Annotated in this window: 15 protein-coding genes and 1 pseudogene; 5 read left to right on the top strand and 11 right to left on the bottom strand. The window is 64.8% G+C overall.

Translation table 11 applies throughout. The annotated features are described in order from the left end of the window. Positions 1 to 200: 200 nt before the first annotated feature. The 5 genes and pseudogenes from ACIP21_RS10600 to ACIP21_RS10580 all read right to left on the bottom strand — a co-directional run bounded on the left by ACIP21_RS10600 (position 201) and on the right by ACIP21_RS10580 (position 5573). Positions 201 to 929 carry a methyl-accepting chemotaxis protein gene (locus ACIP21_RS10600; RefSeq protein ID WP_400687964.1) on the bottom strand — a complete coding sequence of 243 codons (729 nt, stop codon included), beginning with the start codon at positions 927 to 929 and terminating at the stop codon, positions 201 to 203. 129 nt (positions 930 to 1058) lie between these two features. Then, positions 1059 to 2144, bottom strand: a pseudogene (locus ACIP21_RS10595) (cache domain-containing protein); the annotation flags it as partial. A 189-nt stretch (positions 2145 to 2333) separates the two neighbouring features. Beyond that, complete coding sequence (cueR, locus tag ACIP21_RS10590; RefSeq protein ID WP_400687149.1) at positions 2334 to 2738, bottom strand: Cu(I)-responsive transcriptional regulator; 405 nt, start codon at positions 2736 to 2738, stop codon at positions 2334 to 2336. Continuing rightward, the gene (locus ACIP21_RS10585) at positions 2735 to 5134 is read right to left on the bottom strand and encodes a heavy metal translocating P-type ATPase (protein WP_400687147.1); all 2400 of its coding nucleotides are present in this window, start codon (positions 5132 to 5134) and stop codon (positions 2735 to 2737) included. The genes cueR and ACIP21_RS10585 overlap by 4 nt, the downstream gene beginning before the upstream one ends. Positions 5135 to 5186: 52 nt before the next feature. Next, positions 5187 to 5573: a hypothetical protein gene (locus tag ACIP21_RS10580; RefSeq protein ID WP_152958307.1), complete on the bottom strand. Its 387-nt coding sequence runs from the start codon at positions 5571 to 5573 to the stop codon at positions 5187 to 5189. Positions 5574 to 5719: 146 nt separating this feature from the next. On the opposite strand from ACIP21_RS10580, the gene ACIP21_RS10575 reads away from it, so the two are divergent. Beyond that, on the top strand, positions 5720 to 5917 hold the full coding sequence (locus ACIP21_RS10575; protein ID WP_400687145.1) for a heavy-metal-associated domain-containing protein: 198 nt from the start codon (positions 5720 to 5722) through the stop codon (positions 5915 to 5917). 108 nt (positions 5918 to 6025) lie between these two features. Then, positions 6026 to 7207: a multidrug effflux MFS transporter gene (locus tag ACIP21_RS10570; protein ID WP_400687143.1), complete on the top strand. Its 1182-nt coding sequence runs from the start codon at positions 6026 to 6028 to the stop codon at positions 7205 to 7207. Here ACIP21_RS10570 and ACIP21_RS10565 read toward each other — a convergent pair. Next, the gene (locus ACIP21_RS10565; RefSeq protein ID WP_400687141.1) at positions 7158 to 7355 is read right to left on the bottom strand and encodes a hypothetical protein; all 198 of its coding nucleotides are present in this window, start codon (positions 7353 to 7355) and stop codon (positions 7158 to 7160) included. The genes ACIP21_RS10570 and ACIP21_RS10565 overlap by 50 nt on opposite strands. Before the next feature lie 442 nt (positions 7356 to 7797). Between ACIP21_RS10565 and ACIP21_RS10560 the strand changes: the two genes are divergently transcribed. After that, on the top strand, positions 7798 to 8502 hold the full coding sequence (locus ACIP21_RS10560; RefSeq protein ID WP_400687139.1) for a transcriptional regulator: 705 nt from the start codon (positions 7798 to 7800) through the stop codon (positions 8500 to 8502). Positions 8503 to 8521: 19 nt separating this feature from the next. On the opposite strand, the gene ACIP21_RS10555 is transcribed toward ACIP21_RS10560, so the two are convergent. The 5 genes from ACIP21_RS10555 to ACIP21_RS10535 all read right to left on the bottom strand — a co-directional run bounded on the left by ACIP21_RS10555 (position 8522) and on the right by ACIP21_RS10535 (position 12870). Next, positions 8522 to 9469 (bottom strand): adenosine deaminase, encoded by a 948-nt coding sequence (locus tag ACIP21_RS10555; protein ID WP_400687137.1) that lies wholly within the window; start codon positions 9467 to 9469, stop codon positions 8522 to 8524. Between the two features lie 83 nt (positions 9470 to 9552). After that, positions 9553 to 10239, bottom strand: coding sequence for an SDR family oxidoreductase (locus ACIP21_RS10550; protein ID WP_400687135.1), 687 nt, complete (start codon positions 10237 to 10239; stop codon positions 9553 to 9555). Positions 10240 to 10606: 367 nt separating this feature from the next. Continuing rightward, positions 10607 to 11191 (bottom strand): IMPACT family protein, encoded by a 585-nt coding sequence (locus ACIP21_RS10545; protein ID WP_400687133.1) that lies wholly within the window; start codon positions 11189 to 11191, stop codon positions 10607 to 10609. Positions 11192 to 11200: 9 nt separating this feature from the next. After that, on the bottom strand, positions 11201 to 11863 hold the full coding sequence (locus ACIP21_RS10540; RefSeq protein ID WP_400687131.1) for a TetR/AcrR family transcriptional regulator: 663 nt from the start codon (positions 11861 to 11863) through the stop codon (positions 11201 to 11203). Positions 11864 to 11952: 89 nt separating this feature from the next. Continuing rightward, a complete protein-coding gene (locus ACIP21_RS10535) occupies positions 11953 to 12870 on the bottom strand; it encodes a LysR family transcriptional regulator (protein ID WP_400687129.1) in 918 nt (305 codons plus the stop codon). Between the two features lie 119 nt (positions 12871 to 12989). Between ACIP21_RS10535 and ACIP21_RS10530 the strand changes: the two genes are divergently transcribed. Together ACIP21_RS10530 and ACIP21_RS10525 are read left to right on the top strand one after the other, a co-directional pair. Further along, positions 12990 to 14336, top strand: coding sequence for an aspartate aminotransferase family protein (locus tag ACIP21_RS10530; protein WP_400687127.1), 1347 nt, complete (start codon positions 12990 to 12992; stop codon positions 14334 to 14336). 73 nt (positions 14337 to 14409) lie between these two features. Further along, positions 14410 to 15903, top strand: coding sequence for a CoA-acylating methylmalonate-semialdehyde dehydrogenase (locus tag ACIP21_RS10525; RefSeq protein ID WP_400687125.1), 1494 nt, complete (start codon positions 14410 to 14412; stop codon positions 15901 to 15903). Positions 15904 to 16195: the final 292 nt, after the last annotated feature.

Below are 16195 nucleotides of genomic sequence, written 5' to 3'. Positions count from 1 at the left end.
AAATCTGTGCAGATCCAGTGGGAGCCACAGGTCATGCACAGTCAGTGAAATCTGTGCAGATCCAGTGGGAGCCACAGGTCATGCACAGTCAGTGAAATCTGTGCAGATCCAGTGGGAGCCACAGGTCATGCACAGTCAGTGAAGTCTGTGCAGATCCTGTGGGAGCGGGTTTACCCGCGAAGAGGCCGGTCCAGGAGGACTCAGGTGCGGAAACGTCGCACCAGGGTGTCCAGCTCATTGGACAGCCCCGCCAGGCTCTCGGAATCCTGCCGCGCCGCCTGGGCCAGCTCGGCCACCAGCTGCGCATCGCCGTGGATCTGGCTGATGTGGCGGTTGATGTCCTCGGCCACCTGGTGCTGCTCCTCCGCTGCCGTGGCGATCTGCGTGTTCATGTCGCGAATGATGTCCACCGACTCGCGAATCTGCCCGAAACTGTCCCGCGCCAGGCCGATGCGGCTGACCGACTGTTGCGACACTTCCAGGCTGGCGTGCATCTGTTCGGCCACCTCGGCGGTGCGGCTCGCCAGGTTGCCCAGCAGCCCGTCGATTTCGGCGGTGGAGTCGGCGGTGCGTTTGGCCAGCGCGCGCACCTCGTCGGCGACCACGGCGAAGCCGCGCCCCTGCTCACCGGCGCGGGCCGCTTCGATGGCCGCGTTGAGCGCCAGCAGGTTGGTCTGTTCGGCGATCGAACGGATGGTGCCGAGGATCGACTGGATGGCGTTGCTGTCGCGTTCCAGCTGCTGGATCGACTGGGCCGATTGCTCGATTTCCTGGCTCAGGCGGTCGACGCTGGTCACCGCTGCGTCGATCTGCTGCTGGCCTTCGCGGGCCTGTTGCTGGCCGCTGTCGGCCGATTGCGCGGCCTGGCTGCAGGAACGGGCGACTTCGTTGGCGGTGGCGACCATTTCGTGGAAGGCGGTGGAGACCATGTCCACGGCTTCGCGCTGGCGCCCGGCGGCTTCGGCCATGTCGCTGGACACCCGGGTCGAGCTGTTCGAGGTGCTGAGGATCTTGCCGGCAGCCGCGCCGATGTGCTGGATCAGGCTGCGGATGGCGCCGAGGAACTGGTTGAACCAGCTGGCCAGTTGCGCGGTTTCGTCGCGGCCGCGCACCTCGAGGTTGCGGGTCAGGTCGCCTTCGCCCTGGGCGATGTCTTCCAGGCCGCTGGTCACGCTGTTGATCGGGCGCACGATGAGCTTGGCGAAGGCGGTACCGACCACCGCGAACAGGGCCGCCAGGATCAGGGCCACGGCACCGACCAGCCAGGTCAGGCGGGTGGTGGTCTGCATCACTTCGCTCTGCTGGATCAGGCCGATGAAGGTCCAGCCCAGCTTCTCGTCGGGGTACACGTTGGCCATGTAGCGCACGCCGTCGAGCTCCACCTCGACCAGGCCCTTGCCGGCCTTCGCCAGCTCGGCATAACCGCCGCCGAAGCTGCCGAGCTGCTTGAAGTTGTGGTTGGCGTCACGCGGGTCGACCATCACGTTGCCGTTGCTTTCCACCAGCATCAGGTAACCGCTTTCGCCCAGCTTGATCTGCTTGACGATATCGGTCAGGCCGTTGAGCGAGACGTCGATGTTGACCACGCCCCCCGGGTTGCCCAGCTGATTGGGCACGGCGCGCACGGTACTGACCAGCACGGCATTGTCAGCCGCCCAATAGTAGGCGCCGGTGCGCATCGTCTTGCCCGGGTTGGCCATGGCCAACTGGTACCAGGGGCGTGGGCGCGGGTCGTAGTTGCTGAACTTCTGCCCGGCCGGCCAGCCGACGTAGCCGCCGTCGCTCACGCCGTATGAAACGTAGGCGTAACCCGGGTGGGATTCGGCCAGGCGGGTGAAGAATTCCAGCAGCTGCTTGTCCTGATCGCCCAGCTCGTAGGACGGGTTGGCGCTCATGAACTTGTTCAGGTTGCTGCCGGTGGCGGCGACCAGGGGCTGGGAGGCCAGGTAGGCGACGTTCTGGTCGATGCCCTGGAAGAAGATGTTCATGGCGTTGCTGACCTGGCGGATTTCCCGGCTGCTGCCGTCGAGGAAGCCATCGCGGGCTTCGCCGCGCAGGTTGATCACCACCAGGGTGGCGACGAGGACGATGGGCAGGGCGGCAATGACCGCGAATGCCCAGGTCAGTTTCTGTTTGATGTTCATCGACGCTCCCGGAATTTATTTTTTTGCACGCGAGGCAGGTAGCACCTAGATCGGCAGCAGCCGGGATTTTTTTAGCGCAAGTGCCCGTATTTGTTGGGCGAAGTCGTATTTGGCGATGATTCGGTCGGCTTTGGGCTAATATGGCATACCAAAATATTGTGGGCGCCGATCGCAACCCGGCAGATGCCCTTAGTGGCAGCAGTTGCCGCCATTGGCCAAGTCCTTGAGGATCGGGCAATCCGGGCGCTCGTCACCCTGGCAATGGTCGACCAGTTCGCTCAAGGTGTCGCGCAGGCCCACCAACTCTTCGATACGCAGGTTCAGCGCATCGATGTGCTGCATGGCGAGCGCCTTGACGTCGGCGCTGGCGCGTCCGCGGTCCTGCCACAGGGTCAGCAGCTTGCCCACCTCCTCCAGGGAAAAGCCCAGGTCGCGCGAGCGCTTGATGAACGCCAGGCTGTGCAGGTCCTCGGGCTGGTACAGGCGGTAGCCGCTGTCACTGCGGGTGGCCGGCTTGAGCAGGCCGATGGCCTCGTAGTAGCGGATCATCTTGGTGCTGAGCCCGCTGCGGCGGGCGGCCTGGCCGATGTTCATGGGGTCTCCCGGGAAGGCGTTGCGGGTTTCCAGGTCTTCAGCCAGAGGGCATTGCCTACCACGCTGACGCTGGACAGCGCCATGGCGGCACCGGCCAGGACCGGGTTGAGGTAGCCCAGCGCGGCCAAGGGGATGCCGACCAGGTTGTAGATGAAGGCCCAGAACAGATTCTGGCGGATCTTCGCATAGGTCTTGCGGCTGATGTCCAGCGCGGCAGGCACCAGGCGCGGGTCGCCGCGCATCAGGGTGATGCCGGCGGCCTGCATGGCCACGTCGGTACCGCCACCCATGGCAATGCCGATGTCGGCGGCCGCCAGGGCCGGGGCGTCGTTGATGCCGTCGCCGACCATGGCGACCACGCCATCCTGTTTCAAGGCGGCCACGGCTGCGGCCTTGTCGGCGGGCAGCACTTCGGCGTGCACGTCATCGATGCCCAGGGCGTCGGCCACCACCTTGGCGCTGCCACGGTTGTCGCCGGTCAGCAGGTGGCTGCTGATGTGCCGGGCGTGCAGGGCGGCAATGGCCTGCTCGGCGCCGGGCTTGAGGCTGTCACCGAAGGCGAACAGGCCGAGTACGCGGGGCTGCGGGCTGCGCTCGATCAGCCAGGACAGGGTGCGGCCTTCGGCTTCCCAGGCTTGGGCCTTGCCGGCCAGTTCACCGGGTTGCAGGCCGCGTTCGTCGAGCAGGCGGCGATTGCCCAGGGCCAGTTCGCGGCCTTCGACCTGCCCGGCAATGCCGCGGCCGGCCAGCGCCTGGCTGGCGCTGACCCTGGGTACGTCCAGGCCTTGCTCATCGCAGGCACCCAGCACGGCCTTGGCCAGTGGGTGCTCGCTGCCACGCTGCAGGGCGCCGGCCAGGCGCAGCAGGTCGGCGCTGTCGCCGGCCAGCGCCTGGCTGTGGACCACACGCGGGCTGCCGGAGGTGAGGGTGCCGGTCTTGTCGAAGACCACGCGGTTCACGGCATGGGCGCGCTCCAGCGCCTCGGCGTCCTTGATCAGGATGCCGTGGCGCGCCGCGACGCCGGTGCCGGCCATGATCGCCGCTGGCGTGGCCAGGCCAAGCGCGCAAGGGCAGGCGATGACCAGCACGGCGACGGCGTTGATCAGCGCGGTTGCCAATGGCGCGCCGGCCAGCCACCAGCCGGCCAGGGTGATCAGCGCAAGCACCAGCACAGCCGGGACGAATACCTGGCTGACCCGGTCGACCAGTTTCTGGATGGGCGCCTTGGCCGCCTGGGCGTCCTCGACCAGGCGGATGATGCGCGCCAGCACGGTCTCTGTGCCCAAGGCCTCGGTGCGCACCAGCAAGCGACCTTCGCCATTGATGGCACCACCGGTGACGGTGTCGCCCGGCTGCTTGGGCACGGGCAGGCTTTCGCCGCTGATCAGGGCTTCGTCGGCGTGGCTGCTGCCTTCTTCCACCCGGCCGTCGACCGGGAAGCGCTCACCGGGCTTGACCAGTACCTGGTCACCCAGGCGCAGTTGGGCGATCGCCACGTTTTCCTCACGACCGTCGACGACCCGCACCGCACGTTCCGGACGCAGCGCTTCGAGTGCGCGGATGGCGCTGGCGGTCTGGCGTTTTGCGCGGCTTTCCAGGTACTTGCCCAGCAGCACCAGGGCGATGACCACCGCCGAGGCTTCGAAGTACAGGTGCGGGGCCATGCCGGCCGGGGCCTGGACCCATTGATAGAGGCTCAGGCCGTAACCCGCGCTGGTGCCCAGGGCGACCAGCAGGTCCATGTTGCCGGCACCGGCACGCACGGCCTTGCCGGCGGCGACGTAGAAGCGTGCACCGAGGATGAACTGCACGGGTGTGGCCAGCAGGAACTGGGCCCAGGCCGGCAGCATCCAGTGCAGCCCGAACGGTTGCACCAGCATCGGCAGCACCAGCGGCAGGGCCAGCAACAAGGCTGCGCCGACTGCAAGGCGTTCGTTGCGCAGGCGGCGTTGGGCGTCTTCCTGATGATCCCGTGCAGCCTGGGGCAGGCTGGCGCTGTAGCCGGCTTTCTCGACGGCGGTGATCAGCAAGCCGTCGTCGAGGGCCTGCAACACTTCAAGGTGGGCACGTTCGCTGGCCAGGTTGACGCTGACCTGCTCGACCCCCGGCAGCTTGCCGAGGGCGCGTTCGACCCGGCCGACGCAGCTGGCGCAGGTCATGCCACCGATCTGCAGCTCGACAGTACGGGTCGGCACGCCGTAGCCGGCGTCGCGCACCGCGTCGACCAGGGCTGGCAGGCTGCCAGCCGGGGCCTGGACCCGGGCCTGTTCGGTGGCGAGGTTGACGCTGACCTGTTCAGCGCCGGTGACCTTGCGCAGGGCGCGCTCGACCCGGCCGGCACAGCTGGCGCAGGTCATGCCGGCGATCGGCAGGTCGAAGGTGGTGGATGCGGGCATGGCGTTACTCCTTGAGCAGGCCTCCAGCATCAACCTTGTCACGTGGGCAAGGTCAATAGCCCAGGCTGGCGCGCTTCAACTCGAGGCCATTGTGCCCCATGGCGATGCGGTACTTGCTGATCTGCCCGGCTTGCAGGTTCAGGCGCGTGCTGCGCTGGTCCTCGATGCCGGGGGCGCAGCCGGGCATCTGCCCCGGCAGCAGGCGCAGGCGCACATCGACCGGGCCGGGCGGCAGGTTGAACGAGGTCGATTGCTCCTGGAACACACGGCCGGAGAGCTGGTCGTTGAGGTACACGCCGATTTCGCAGCTGGTGGCCACCTCCAGGCGCTCCCGGGAAATGATCAGCACGCTGTAGTCCGAGTTGCCTTCGGCACTGGCCGGCGGCACGGCGGCGAGCGCAGCCAATAACCCGACAACACCCACTGCGGTCCTGAACATGATCGATCTCCTGCTTGGCAAAAACGTCAAAGGCGCAGCTTGGCCGAGGTTGGCGTGGATTTCCACCCCGGCCGTTTGTCGCAGAACTTGACCTTGCCCCGATGGCAAGCTTGAAACTGCGCAAAACCCTGAAGGAGGCAGTACCCATGCAAGTGTTCAATGTGCAAGGCATGACCTGTGGCCATTGCGTCAAGGCGGTGACCCGCGCGGTGCAGGAGCAGGATGCCCAGGCCAAGGTGGAAGTCGACCTGGCCGCCAGCCAGGTACGGGTGCAAAGCGCGCTGGCGGTGGAGCAGGTGCTGGCGGCGATTCGTGAGGAGGGCTATCAGGCCGAGGTAGCCTGAGACCTTTGATGAGCCATTCGCGGGGCGCTTTTGTTGCAAATGTTTTCATACTGATGGCGACCACAGCAGGTAGAATTACACGCTTGCTTAGCCTGCTATGGATTCCTGATGAACCTGCGAATGGTGCTGATCCTGGGCGCACTCAGTGCGTTCGGGCCCTTGGCGATCGACTTCTACCTGCCCGCCTTCCCGGCCATGGCGCAGGCGTTCGCCACCGATGAACAACATGTACAGGCCACCCTGGCGGCCTACTTCCTGGGCCTGTCCATCGGCCAGCTGGCCTACGGGCCGGTGGCCGACCGCTTTGGCCGGCGCAAGCCACTGCTGTTCGGCGTGGGCTTGTTCACCCTGGCGTCGCTGGCCTGTGCCTATGCGCCCAACCTCGACACGCTGATCCTGGCGCGTTTCGTCCAGGCGCTGGGCGGCTGTGCCGGGATGGTGCTGTCGCGGGCGATCGTCAGCGACAAGTGCGACCCGGTGGCCTCGGCCAAGGTGTTCTCGCAATTGATGCTGGTGATGGGCCTGGCGCCCATCCTCGCGCCGATGCTGGGTGGGGTGCTGGTAAACCTGGCCGGCTGGCAGTCGATCTTCCTCAGCCTGGGCCTGTTCAGCGCGGCCTGCCTGCTGGCGGTCGGCCTGGGCCTGCCGGAGAGCATGCCCACCCACATCCCGCGCCAGCCTTTGTCGGGCGCATTGCGCCAGTACCTGCGCCTGCTCGGCGACCGTGTGTTCATTGGCCATGCACTGACCGGCGGCATCGCCATCGCCGGGATGTTTGCCTACATCGCCGGCTCGCCGTTCGTATTCATCAAGCTCTATGGTGTGCCGGCCGAGCATTACGGCTGGCTGTTCGGTACCAATGCCGCAGGCTTCATTCTGGTGGCGCAGGTCAATGCACGCCTGCTGGCCAAGCGCGGCCCGGCCTTCCTGCTGGCGCGCGCTGTGTGGATGTACCTGGCGGCGGGGCTGGTGCTGCTGGGCGTGGCAGCGCTGCGCCCGGCGCAGCTGTGGCCGCTGCTGGTGCCGCTGTTCGTGTGCATCGCCAGCCTTGGCTGCATCATCCCCAACGCATCGGCCTGCGCCATGAATGGCCAGGGCGCACGGGCGGGCAGCGCCTCGGCGTTGATGGGCTGCCTGCAGTTCAGTGTCGCGGCGGCTGCGGCGGCGCTGGTCGGCGTGCTGCACGATGGCAGCGCGGTACCCATGGCCCTGGTGATCAGCCTGTGTGGCGTGCTGGCGGTCAGTGTCGCGCTGTTGACCCGGCGCTTGCAGGCCAAGCGTCCGGCATGAGCGAGTGGGGGGCCTGCAGGCGGGTCTCCAGGGTGGTGACGAAGGCGCGTGCCTCGGCCTCGCTGCGGAAACTCACCACATGCTGATCGAGCCTGACCTGCCACGGGCAGTTGGGGTTGCGGTTGGACGCACTGACGACAATCTTCATCGCGGCATACCTGCGGTTCGGGAGCGGGCCGATGAAGTTTAGCGCCGCAGCGTCCCGGCGCCATGGGCTGCAGTGCTGACCTGACTGGCGGTCAGGCTGGGCGATGGTGGCAGCTTGTAGATGTTTCACTTTGCTTTGCGCTACTTGAGGAACACGGCTGTCAGCTAAATCGCCAGAAGCCCAGGGGGCAGCCTTCCTCTTGTCTTGTTCTTTCCCTTCTGCTGCGCGGCATGCTGTTTTTCAGCTGCCGCGACATCCCGTCAGGCGATCTTCGAGGGTTGCCATACCCAAGCCCTGTTTGACCCGGAGCGCCCGTGCATCGCAGGCGGAGTGCGTGCTGGCGCGGCATATACTGGCCCCGGTACAACGGCTTGGGTACGTCCAGCGTTGCCAAGGTTGGCCATTGGAAACCAGAAGTGATCATGCAGGGAGTAACAGGGACATGAATGCAGTCAGCAGTATCAGTCAGATTGCCGGCCTGATGGCCGACCCCAAGCGCAGTGCGATGTTGTGGGCGCTGATCGATGGCACGCCACGGCCCACCGATGAGCTGGCGATGATGACCGGGTTGACCTCGTCTTCTGCCTGCGCCCACCTGTCGCTGCTGTCCTCGGCGGGGCTGCTCAGGCTCGAGGCCCGCGGACGCAAGCGCTACTTCAGGTTGGCGACACCGCAGGTTGGCGCGGCCGTGGAGGCACTTGCCAGCGTGCAACTGGGGTCTGAACAAGGGCGGCAGGCGACGCCGGCGCAGTTGCCGATGTCGATGCGACGGGCGCGCCTTTGCGGTGACCATCTCGGTGGCGAAATGGCGGGTGAGCTGTATCACCGGATGGTGGTGGCCAGCTGGCTGGAGGGCAGCGAGCGGCGCTTGATGGTCACTGAGCAGGGGCGAGAGCAGCTGGCCGCCATTGGCGTCTATATCGATGCCCTGCCGCGTGAGCAGCGAGGCTGCGTGATCTGCCACTGCTGCGAATGGAGCGACCAAGGGCCGCATCTGGGGGGCTCGCTGGGCCAGGCGCTGCTCAGGCTGTTCCTGCAATCAGGCTGGATTCGCGAGGCGCAGGGCACGCGGGCACTACAGATTTCCGCCCTCGGGGTGCAGCAGATCAACCGCATTGCCCGGGTGCCGACGTTGCAGATCGGTTGACCGCAACGCCGGCCAGCGGTCACACCAGGCGTGCGTCCAGGCTGTTCTGCGCCAGGCGGCGAGCCTGGTCTTCGGTCATCCCCAGGTGGGTGTGCAGGGCATGGAAGTTCTCGGTGACGTAGCCGCCGAAGTACGCTGGGTCGTCCGAGTTCACCGTTACCTTCACACCGCGCTCGAGCATGTCGAGAATGTTGTGCTGGCTCATGTGGTCGAACACGCAGAGCTTGGTGTTCGACAGCGGGCAGACGGTGAGCGGGATCTGCTCGTCGATGATGCGCTGCATCAGGCGCTCGTCCTCGATGGCACGAACGCCGTGGTCGATACGTTTGATCTGCAGCAGGTCGAGGGCTTCCCAGATGTACTCGGGCGGGCCTTCCTCGCCGGCGTGGGCCACGGCCACGAAGCCTTCGCTGCGGGCACGGTCGAACACGCGCTGGAACTTGCTCGGTGGGTGGCCCATTTCGGAGCTGTCCAGGCCGACGGCGATGAACGCGTCGCGGAACGGCAGCGCCTGGTCGAGGGTCTTCTGCGCTTCGTCCTCGCTGAGGTGGCGCAGGAAGCTGAGGATCAGGCCGCTGCTGATGCCCAGTTGTTCGCGGCCGTCCTTCAGCGCCTGGTCGATGCCGTTGAGCACCACTTCGAACGGGATGCCACGGTCTGTGTGGGTCTGCGGGTCGAAGAACGGTTCGGTGTGGATGACGTTCTGCGCCTTGCAGCGCTGCAGGTAGGCCCAGGTCAGGTCGTAGAAGTCCTGCTCGGTGCGCAGCACGTCGGCGCCCTGGTAATAGAGGTCGAGGAATTCCTGCAGGTTGTTGAAGGCGTAGGCGCTGCGCAGGGTTTCCACGTCGTTCCAGGGCAGGGCGATCTTGTTGCGCTCGGCCAGGGCGAACAGCAGCTCGGGCTCGAGGGAGCCTTCGAGGTGCAGGTGCAGTTCGGCCTTGGGCAGGGCGTTCAACCATTCATACATAGGGTGTCGTCTCGAATCAGGTACGGTTGGCGACATTCTACAGGGGCTGGCCGGGCATTGCGCCCGGCCGGTCGGCATTCACCTCACCAGGTGAGTGAATCGCCCTTGTAGTTGATGAAGCGCAGGCCGCCGTTGCCGCTTTGCGCCTTGATCTGCTCGAGCATGCCGTGGGTGCTGGTGAACACATCGATATCGGCGTTTTCGCCACCCATGTCGGTCTTCACCCAGCCAGGGTGCATGGCCAGCACGCACAGGTCGGGGCGCTGCACATCCACCACGAAGCTGTTGATCATCGAGTTCAGCGCAGCCTTGCTGGCCTTGTACAGGCAGACCTCGCCACCGTCGGGGATGGTCACGCTGCCGAGGATCGAACTCATGAAGGCCAGTACGCCAGTCCGTTCGCGTACTTGGCCGGCCAGGCGCCGGGCGACGCGGATCGGTGCCACGGCGTTGGTCATGAACAGGTCGCCGACGGCTTGCACATCCACGGTTTCCAGATTTTGCGGGAGTGGGCCCATGACGCCGGCGTTGACGAACACCAGGTCGAACACCTCGCCCTGGAGGCGCTGCTTGAGGCCGTCGAGCTGGGTGGTGTCGTTCATTTCCAGCTGTTCGATCCTGACCCCAGGCACATCGGCGAGGGCGCCAGGCGCCTGCGGGTTGCGAACAGTCGCGGTGATGTTCCAGCCGTCTTCGTGCAGGCGTTGCACCAAACCAAGGCCAAGGCCGCGGGAGGCGCCGATAATCAGGGCAGTTCTTGAAATAGCCATAGGAACATTCCTTTACCGGTGTAGGAAAAAGGAACTGAGCATAATGCAGAGTCGGAACCAGCGCCTGCTTTATCGGGTGGTTGAAAAATGTACAGTTACGTCAGGCCGCGCGTGGGCGGGCGCTTGGCCTGTTGGCTAACGGGTTATCCACAGGCTCGTCCACAGTAAATGTGTGCAAGCACGGCGGCCGTTGTGCTGTAACCGGCCTGACGCATTGGGGATAAGTAGTGAAGGCTCAGTCGCTTAGGGCTGTCATGAAACAGTGATCAAAATATGCTCAATACTCTGCAGGCCTTGTCATACATAGGCTGCAAAGGAATGCCCAAAGCTTATCCACAGGCCGGCCCACAGTAGATGTGGGCAAATGTCAGCGTGCTTCGAGAAGAATCCGGCCGCGGCTGAGGTCGGCCAGTTGCTGTTGCAGTACGGGTTGGTGCTCGCTCCCCACGGCGATCTGCAGCTCGACGCCATTGGCGGTGAACTGTTCGTCCAGTACCAGGCCATCCACCTCGGCCAGGCGCAGCTTTACCAGCGCCAGTTCACTGAAGGTGCAACTGCAGGCGTATTCGCTGCGTTGCACCAGCAGCCGCTTTGGCGCCTGTTGCAGGCATTTGTTGGCGCCGCCGCCGTACGCCCGGGCCAGGCCACCGGTACCCAGCTGGATGCCACCGTACCAACGGATCACCAGTACCACCACCTGGTCGCAGTCTTGCGCCTCGATGGCTGCCAGGATCGGCCGCCCGGCGGTGCCGCCTGGTTCGCCGTCATCATTGCTGCGGTACTGCCCGCCGATCTTCCAGGCCCAGCAATTGTGGGTAGCGGCGGGGTCGCTGTGGCGCTCGATGAAAGCCATCGCCTCGGCGGCGCTGTTGATCGGGCCGGCGAGGGTGATGAAGCGGCTCTTGCGGATGTCCTCGCGAAATTCGCAGAGCTCTAGCAGGGTAGAAGGCATAGTTTGACGTCAGGCACTCGGTTTGATGCCGCACCCTTTGAGGATGATGTGGATAAGGTTGTTGCTGGCGTCTTCCATGTCCTGCTTGGTCAGGCGGCTGCGGCCGGTGACCTGGCAGATCTGGGTGGCGAAGTCGGCATAGTGCTGGGTGCTGCCCCAGAGCAGGAAGATCAGGTGCACCGGGTCGACCGGGTCCATCTTGCCGGCTGCGATCCAGGCTTGGAACACCGCCGCCCGGCCGCGGAACCACTCGCGGTAGTCGGCGCTGAAGTATTCGGTCAGGCAACTGCCGCCGCTGATCACTTCCATGGCGAAGATCCGCGAGGCCTGCGGGTTGCGCCGGGAGAACTCCATCTTGGTGCGGATGTAGTGGCTCAGCGCCTCGCCTGGGTCGTCCTCGACGCTCAAGGCGTTGAAGGTGCTGTCCCACAGTTCGATGATGTTGCTCAGCACGGCGATGTACAGGCCGAGCTTGTTGGTGAAGTAGTAGTGCAGGTTGGCCTTGGGCAAGCCGGCCTTCAGCGCGATGGTGTTCATGCTGGTGCCCTTGAACCCATGGCGGGCGAACTCGTCTTCGGCGGCCTGGATGATGGCCTGTTCGTTCTTCTGGCGGATGCGGCCGGCGGGCTTGCCCGAGGCGGCGAGGCGATGCGCAGGGACTTCTAGGGTCATGGACGATTCCGGACAGGGCTGTGGCAACGATTGTCGGACAGGATTACCTGCCTGTGCCCGCCTGACAAGCATTACGTCAGAACCAGGCATCAGCGCGTCGCTGCCAGGCTTTCGAGGAAGCTTTCCAGGACCAGGTTCGGCCGCCGCCCCTTGCGGGTGACCCAGCTCAGGCCGAGGTCGTAGAACCGCTGGGCCGGCTTGAGCGCGCGCAGGCGGCCCTGCTGGACCCAGAAGGTGGCGTAGTGGTCCGGCAGGTAGCCGATGTAGCGGCCTGTCAGGATCAGAAACGCCATGCCCTCGCGGTCCGAAGCGCTGGCTGTGCAGTTGAGTGCCTGGTAGTGGGCCTGGATTTCGCTGGGCAGGCGAAACGTTGGCGCAATGGCTTCCTGGCTGTTGAGGCGATCGTCGTCGATCTGCTGGTTGTCGGCATAGAACAGCGGATGGCCGACCGCGCAGTAGAGTTGCGAGCGTTCGCTGTACAGGGGCTGGTACTCGAGGCCCGAAAGCGGGCTGGTCTGGGGCACCACGCCGACGTGCAGGCTGCCATCGAGCACACCCTGCTCGACCTGGCTGGGGGCGATCATGCGGATCTGGATACGCACGTCCGGGCCGCGATCCTTGAGCTCGGCCAGGGCGTGGGTGATGCGCATGTGCGGCAGGGTCACCAGGTTGTCGGTCAGGCCGATGTTGAGTTCACCGCGCAAATGCTGGTGCAGGCCGTTGACCTCGGTGCGGAAGCTTTCCAGCGCACTCAGCAACTGCAGCGCCGAATGGTAGACCTCGCGGCCTTCCTCGGTCAGGGAGAAACCGGCGCGGCCGCGCTGGCAAAGGCGCAAGCCCAGGCGTTGCTCGAGGTCGTTCATCTGCTGGCTGATGGCCGAACGACCGATGCCGAGCACGTTCTCGGCGGCCGAGAAACCGCCACACTCGACGACACTTCGGTAGATTTTCAGCAGGCGAATGTCGAAATCACTGACTTGCGCGAGTGGGTCTGGGCGTCGGCTCATATGTTTAGTCTTGCGCTACCTGAAGATTAGAAATGCAGGCTTTTTCAGACTTTATCCCCGTGCCAATTTAGCTGCAACAACATCACATCGTTGCCTAATCGTCTTCCGAGGAACCGCCGATGAACATGCCCGAAACCGCCAGCGCCGGTATCGCCAGCCAGCTCAAGCTGGATGCCCACTGGATGCCTTACACCGCCAACCGCAACTTCCAGCGCGACCCGCGGCTGATCGTGGCGGCCGAAGGCAACTACCTGGTCGACGACAAGGGCCGGCGGATCTTCGACGCCCTGTCGGGCCTGTGGACCTGCGGCGCCGGGCACACCCGCAAGGAAATCACCGAAGCGGTGGCCCGTCAGGTCGGCACCCTGGATTACTCCCCGGCATTCCAGTTCGGCCACCCGCTGTCGTTCCAGCTGGCCGAGAAGATCGCCGAACTGACCCCGGGCGACCTCAATCACGTCTTCTATACCAACTCCGGTTCCGAGTGCTGCGACACCGCGCTGAAGATGGTGCGTGCCTACTGGCGCCTGAAAGGCCAGGCGACCAAGACCAAGATCATTGGCCGTGCCCGTGGCTACCACGGGGTGAACATCGCCGGTACCAGCCTGGGCGGCGTCAATGGCAACCGCAAGATGTTCGGCCAGTTGCTGGACGTCGACCACCTGCCTCACACCGTGCTGCCGGCGAACGCGTTCTCCAAGGGCCTGCCGGAGGAGGGCGGCATCGCCCTGGCCGACGAGATGCTCAAGCTGATCGAACTGCATGACGCTTCCAACATCGCTGCGGTGATCGTCGAGCCGCTGGCCGGTTCTGCCGGTGTGCTGCCGCCGCCGAAGGGTTACCTGAAGCGCCTGCGGGAAATCTGCACCCAGCACAACATCCTGCTGATCTTCGACGAAGTGATCACCGGCTTCGGCCGCATGGGCGCAATGACTGGCTCCGAAGCCTTCGGCGTGACCCCGGACCTGATGTGCATCGCCAAGCAGGTGACCAACGGCGCGATTCCGATGGGGGCAGTGATCGCCACCAGCGAGATCTACCAGACCTTCATGAACCAGCCGACGCCGGAATATGCCGTGGAATTCCCGCACGGCTATACCTACTCGGCCCACCCGGTCGCCTGCGCCGCCGGCCTGGCCGCGCTGGACCTGCTGCAGAAGGAAAGCCTGGTGCAGTCGGCCGCCGAGCTGGCGCCGCACTTCGAGAAGCTGCTGCACGGCGTGAAGGGCACCAAGAACATCGTCGACATCCGCAACTACGGCCTGGCCGGCGCGATCCAGATCGCGGCCCGCGACGGTGATGCCATCGTTCGTCCTTACGAAGCGGCGATGAAGCTGTGGCAAGCCGGCTTCTATGTACGCTTCGGTGGCGACACGCTGCAGTTCGGCCCAACCTTCAACACCCAGCCGCAGGAACTGGACCGCCTGTTCGACGCGGTCGGTGAAGCCTTGAACCAGATCGACTGATCTTTCCGATTCTGACGCAGGGCGCGTGCACCGATCACGCGCCTGCCTCGACCTTCTTTATCTGGAGTTTTGCATGAGCATTGTTCAGCACCTGATCCACGGCGAACTGGTTACCAAGGGTGAGCGCACCGCCGATGTCTTCAACCCGTCCACCGGCCAGGCGGTACGCAAGGTCGAACTGGCCAGCCGCGCTACCGTGCAGGAAGCCATCGATTCGGCCAAGGCGGCTTTCCCCGCCTGGCGCAACACGCCTCCGGCCAAGCGCGCCCAGGTGATGTTCCGTTTCAAGCAGTTGCTGGAGCAGAACGAGGCGCGTATCTCGCAGTTGATCAGCGAAGAGCACGGCAAGACCCTCGAAGATGCGGCCGGTGAGCTCAAGCGTGGTATCGAGAACGTCGAGTTCGCCTGCGCGGCGCCTGAAGTGCTGAAGGGCGAGTACAGCCGCAACGTCGGCCCGAACATCGATGCGTGGTCCGACTTCCAGCCGCTGGGGGTGGTCGCCGGTATCACCCCGTTCAACTTCCCGGCCATGGTGCCGCTGTGGATGTACCCGCTGGCCATTGCCTGCGGCAACGCCTTCATCCTCAAGCCGTCCGAGCGTGACCCGAGCTCGACCCTGTTCATCGCCCAGCTGCTGCTGGAAGCCGGCTTGCCCAAGGGCATCCTCAACGTGGTGCATGGCGACAAGGAAGCGGTGGATGCACTGATCGAGGCGCCGGAAGTGAAAGCGCTGAGCTTCGTCGGTTCGACCCCGATCGCCGAATACATCTATGCCGAAGGTACCAAGCGCGGCAAGCGTGTGCAGGCCCTGGGTGGTGCGAAGAACCACGCGGTGCTGATGCCGGATGCCGACCTGGATAACGCCGTCAGCGCGCTGATGGGGGCGGCCTACGGTTCGTGCGGCGAACGCTGCATGGCCATCTCGGTGGCGGTGTGCGTGGGCGATCAGGTGGCCGATGCGCTGATTGCCAAGCTGGAGCCGCAGATCAAGGCGCTGAAGATCGGTGCCGGTACTTCCTGCGGCCTGGACATGGGCCCGCTGGTGACGGCGGCTGCGCGTGACAAGGTGGTCGGCTATATCGATGACGGCGTGGCGGCGGGTGCCAAGCTGGTGGTGGATGGGCGTGGGTTCCGTGTGGCTGGTAACGAGGATGGCTACTTCGTCGGTGGTACCTTGTTCGACAAGGTGACCCCAGAGATGCGCATCTATAAAGAGGAGATTTTCGGCCCGGTGCTGTGCGTGGTGCGTGTGAACAGCCTGGAGCAGGCCATGCAGTTGATCAACGATCACGAGTATGGCAACGGCACCTGCATCTTTACCCGTGACGGTGAAGCGGCGCGGCTGTTCTGCGACGAGATCGAAGTGGGCATGGTCGGGGTGAACGTGCCGCTGCCGGTGCCGGTGGCGTATCACAGCTTCGGGGGCTGGAAGCGGTCGCTGTTTGGTGACCTGCATGCCTATGGGCCGGATGGGGTGCGGTTCTATACCCGGCGCAAGGCGATCACCCAGCGCTGGCCGCAGCGGGCCAGCCATGAGGCGTCGCAGTTTGCGTTTCCCAGCCTTTGATTGAGGGTTGAGGGTGAAGCGGGGAGGCCGAGAGGTCTCCCCGCTTTGTTTTTGGGGGGCTGGGGGGGGGCTGTCTTGAGGATGGGTTGGGGTTGGGGTTGAGAGATTCTGTCTTGAGGGTGGGGTGGGGTTGAGAGTGTCTGTCTTGGGGTTGTGTTGGGTTTGAGAGGTGTTCGCCACAACCCTTGCACCGCCTATGAGATCGAGCGCCGCCCGCGCGGCGCTTCGCGGGTAAACCCGCTCCCACATTTGTTGCAACGTGCCGAACCTGTCAGGCCATGGTCGCCTGCCT

Origin of the sequence: Pseudomonas sp. NPDC089401 (assembly GCF_044749485.1) — a bacterium.
In the GTDB taxonomy this organism is placed as follows: Bacteria; Pseudomonadota; Gammaproteobacteria; order Pseudomonadales; family Pseudomonadaceae; genus Aquipseudomonas.
The sequence above is the reverse complement of the archived record's forward strand: the minus strand, read 5'-3'. Positions and strand labels throughout refer to the sequence as shown.

Excerpts from the sequence above, each read along its gene's own strand:
- ACIP21_RS10600 (WP_400687964.1), bottom strand. The coding sequence starts at position 929 with ATGGTCTCCACCGCCTTCCACGAAATGGTCGCCACCGCCAACGAAGTC.
- cueR (WP_400687149.1), bottom strand. The coding sequence starts at position 2,738 with ATGAACATCGGCCAGGCCGCCCGCCGCAGCGGGCTCAGCACCAAGATG.
- ACIP21_RS10585 (WP_400687147.1), bottom strand. The coding sequence starts at position 5,134 with ATGCCCGCATCCACCACCTTCGACCTGCCGATCGCCGGCATGACCTGC.
- ACIP21_RS10580 (WP_152958307.1), bottom strand. The coding sequence starts at position 5,573 with ATGTTCAGGACCGCAGTGGGTGTTGTCGGGTTATTGGCTGCGCTCGCC.
- ACIP21_RS10575 (WP_400687145.1), top strand. The coding sequence starts at position 5,720 with ATGCAAGTGTTCAATGTGCAAGGCATGACCTGTGGCCATTGCGTCAAG.
- ACIP21_RS10570 (WP_400687143.1), top strand. The coding sequence starts at position 6,026 with ATGAACCTGCGAATGGTGCTGATCCTGGGCGCACTCAGTGCGTTCGGG.
- ACIP21_RS10565 (WP_400687141.1), bottom strand. The coding sequence starts at position 7,355 with ATGAAGATTGTCGTCAGTGCGTCCAACCGCAACCCCAACTGCCCGTGG.
- ACIP21_RS10560 (WP_400687139.1), top strand. The coding sequence starts at position 7,798 with ATGAATGCAGTCAGCAGTATCAGTCAGATTGCCGGCCTGATGGCCGAC.
- ACIP21_RS10555 (WP_400687137.1), bottom strand. The coding sequence starts at position 9,469 with ATGTATGAATGGTTGAACGCCCTGCCCAAGGCCGAACTGCACCTGCAC.
- ACIP21_RS10550 (WP_400687135.1), bottom strand. The coding sequence starts at position 10,239 with ATGGCTATTTCAAGAACTGCCCTGATTATCGGCGCCTCCCGCGGCCTT.
- ACIP21_RS10545 (WP_400687133.1), bottom strand. The coding sequence starts at position 11,191 with ATGCCTTCTACCCTGCTAGAGCTCTGCGAATTTCGCGAGGACATCCGC.
- ACIP21_RS10540 (WP_400687131.1), bottom strand. The coding sequence starts at position 11,863 with ATGACCCTAGAAGTCCCTGCGCATCGCCTCGCCGCCTCGGGCAAGCCC.
- ACIP21_RS10535 (WP_400687129.1), bottom strand. The coding sequence starts at position 12,870 with ATGAGCCGACGCCCAGACCCACTCGCGCAAGTCAGTGATTTCGACATT.
- ACIP21_RS10530 (WP_400687127.1), top strand. The coding sequence starts at position 12,990 with ATGAACATGCCCGAAACCGCCAGCGCCGGTATCGCCAGCCAGCTCAAG.
- ACIP21_RS10525 (WP_400687125.1), top strand. The coding sequence starts at position 14,410 with ATGAGCATTGTTCAGCACCTGATCCACGGCGAACTGGTTACCAAGGGT.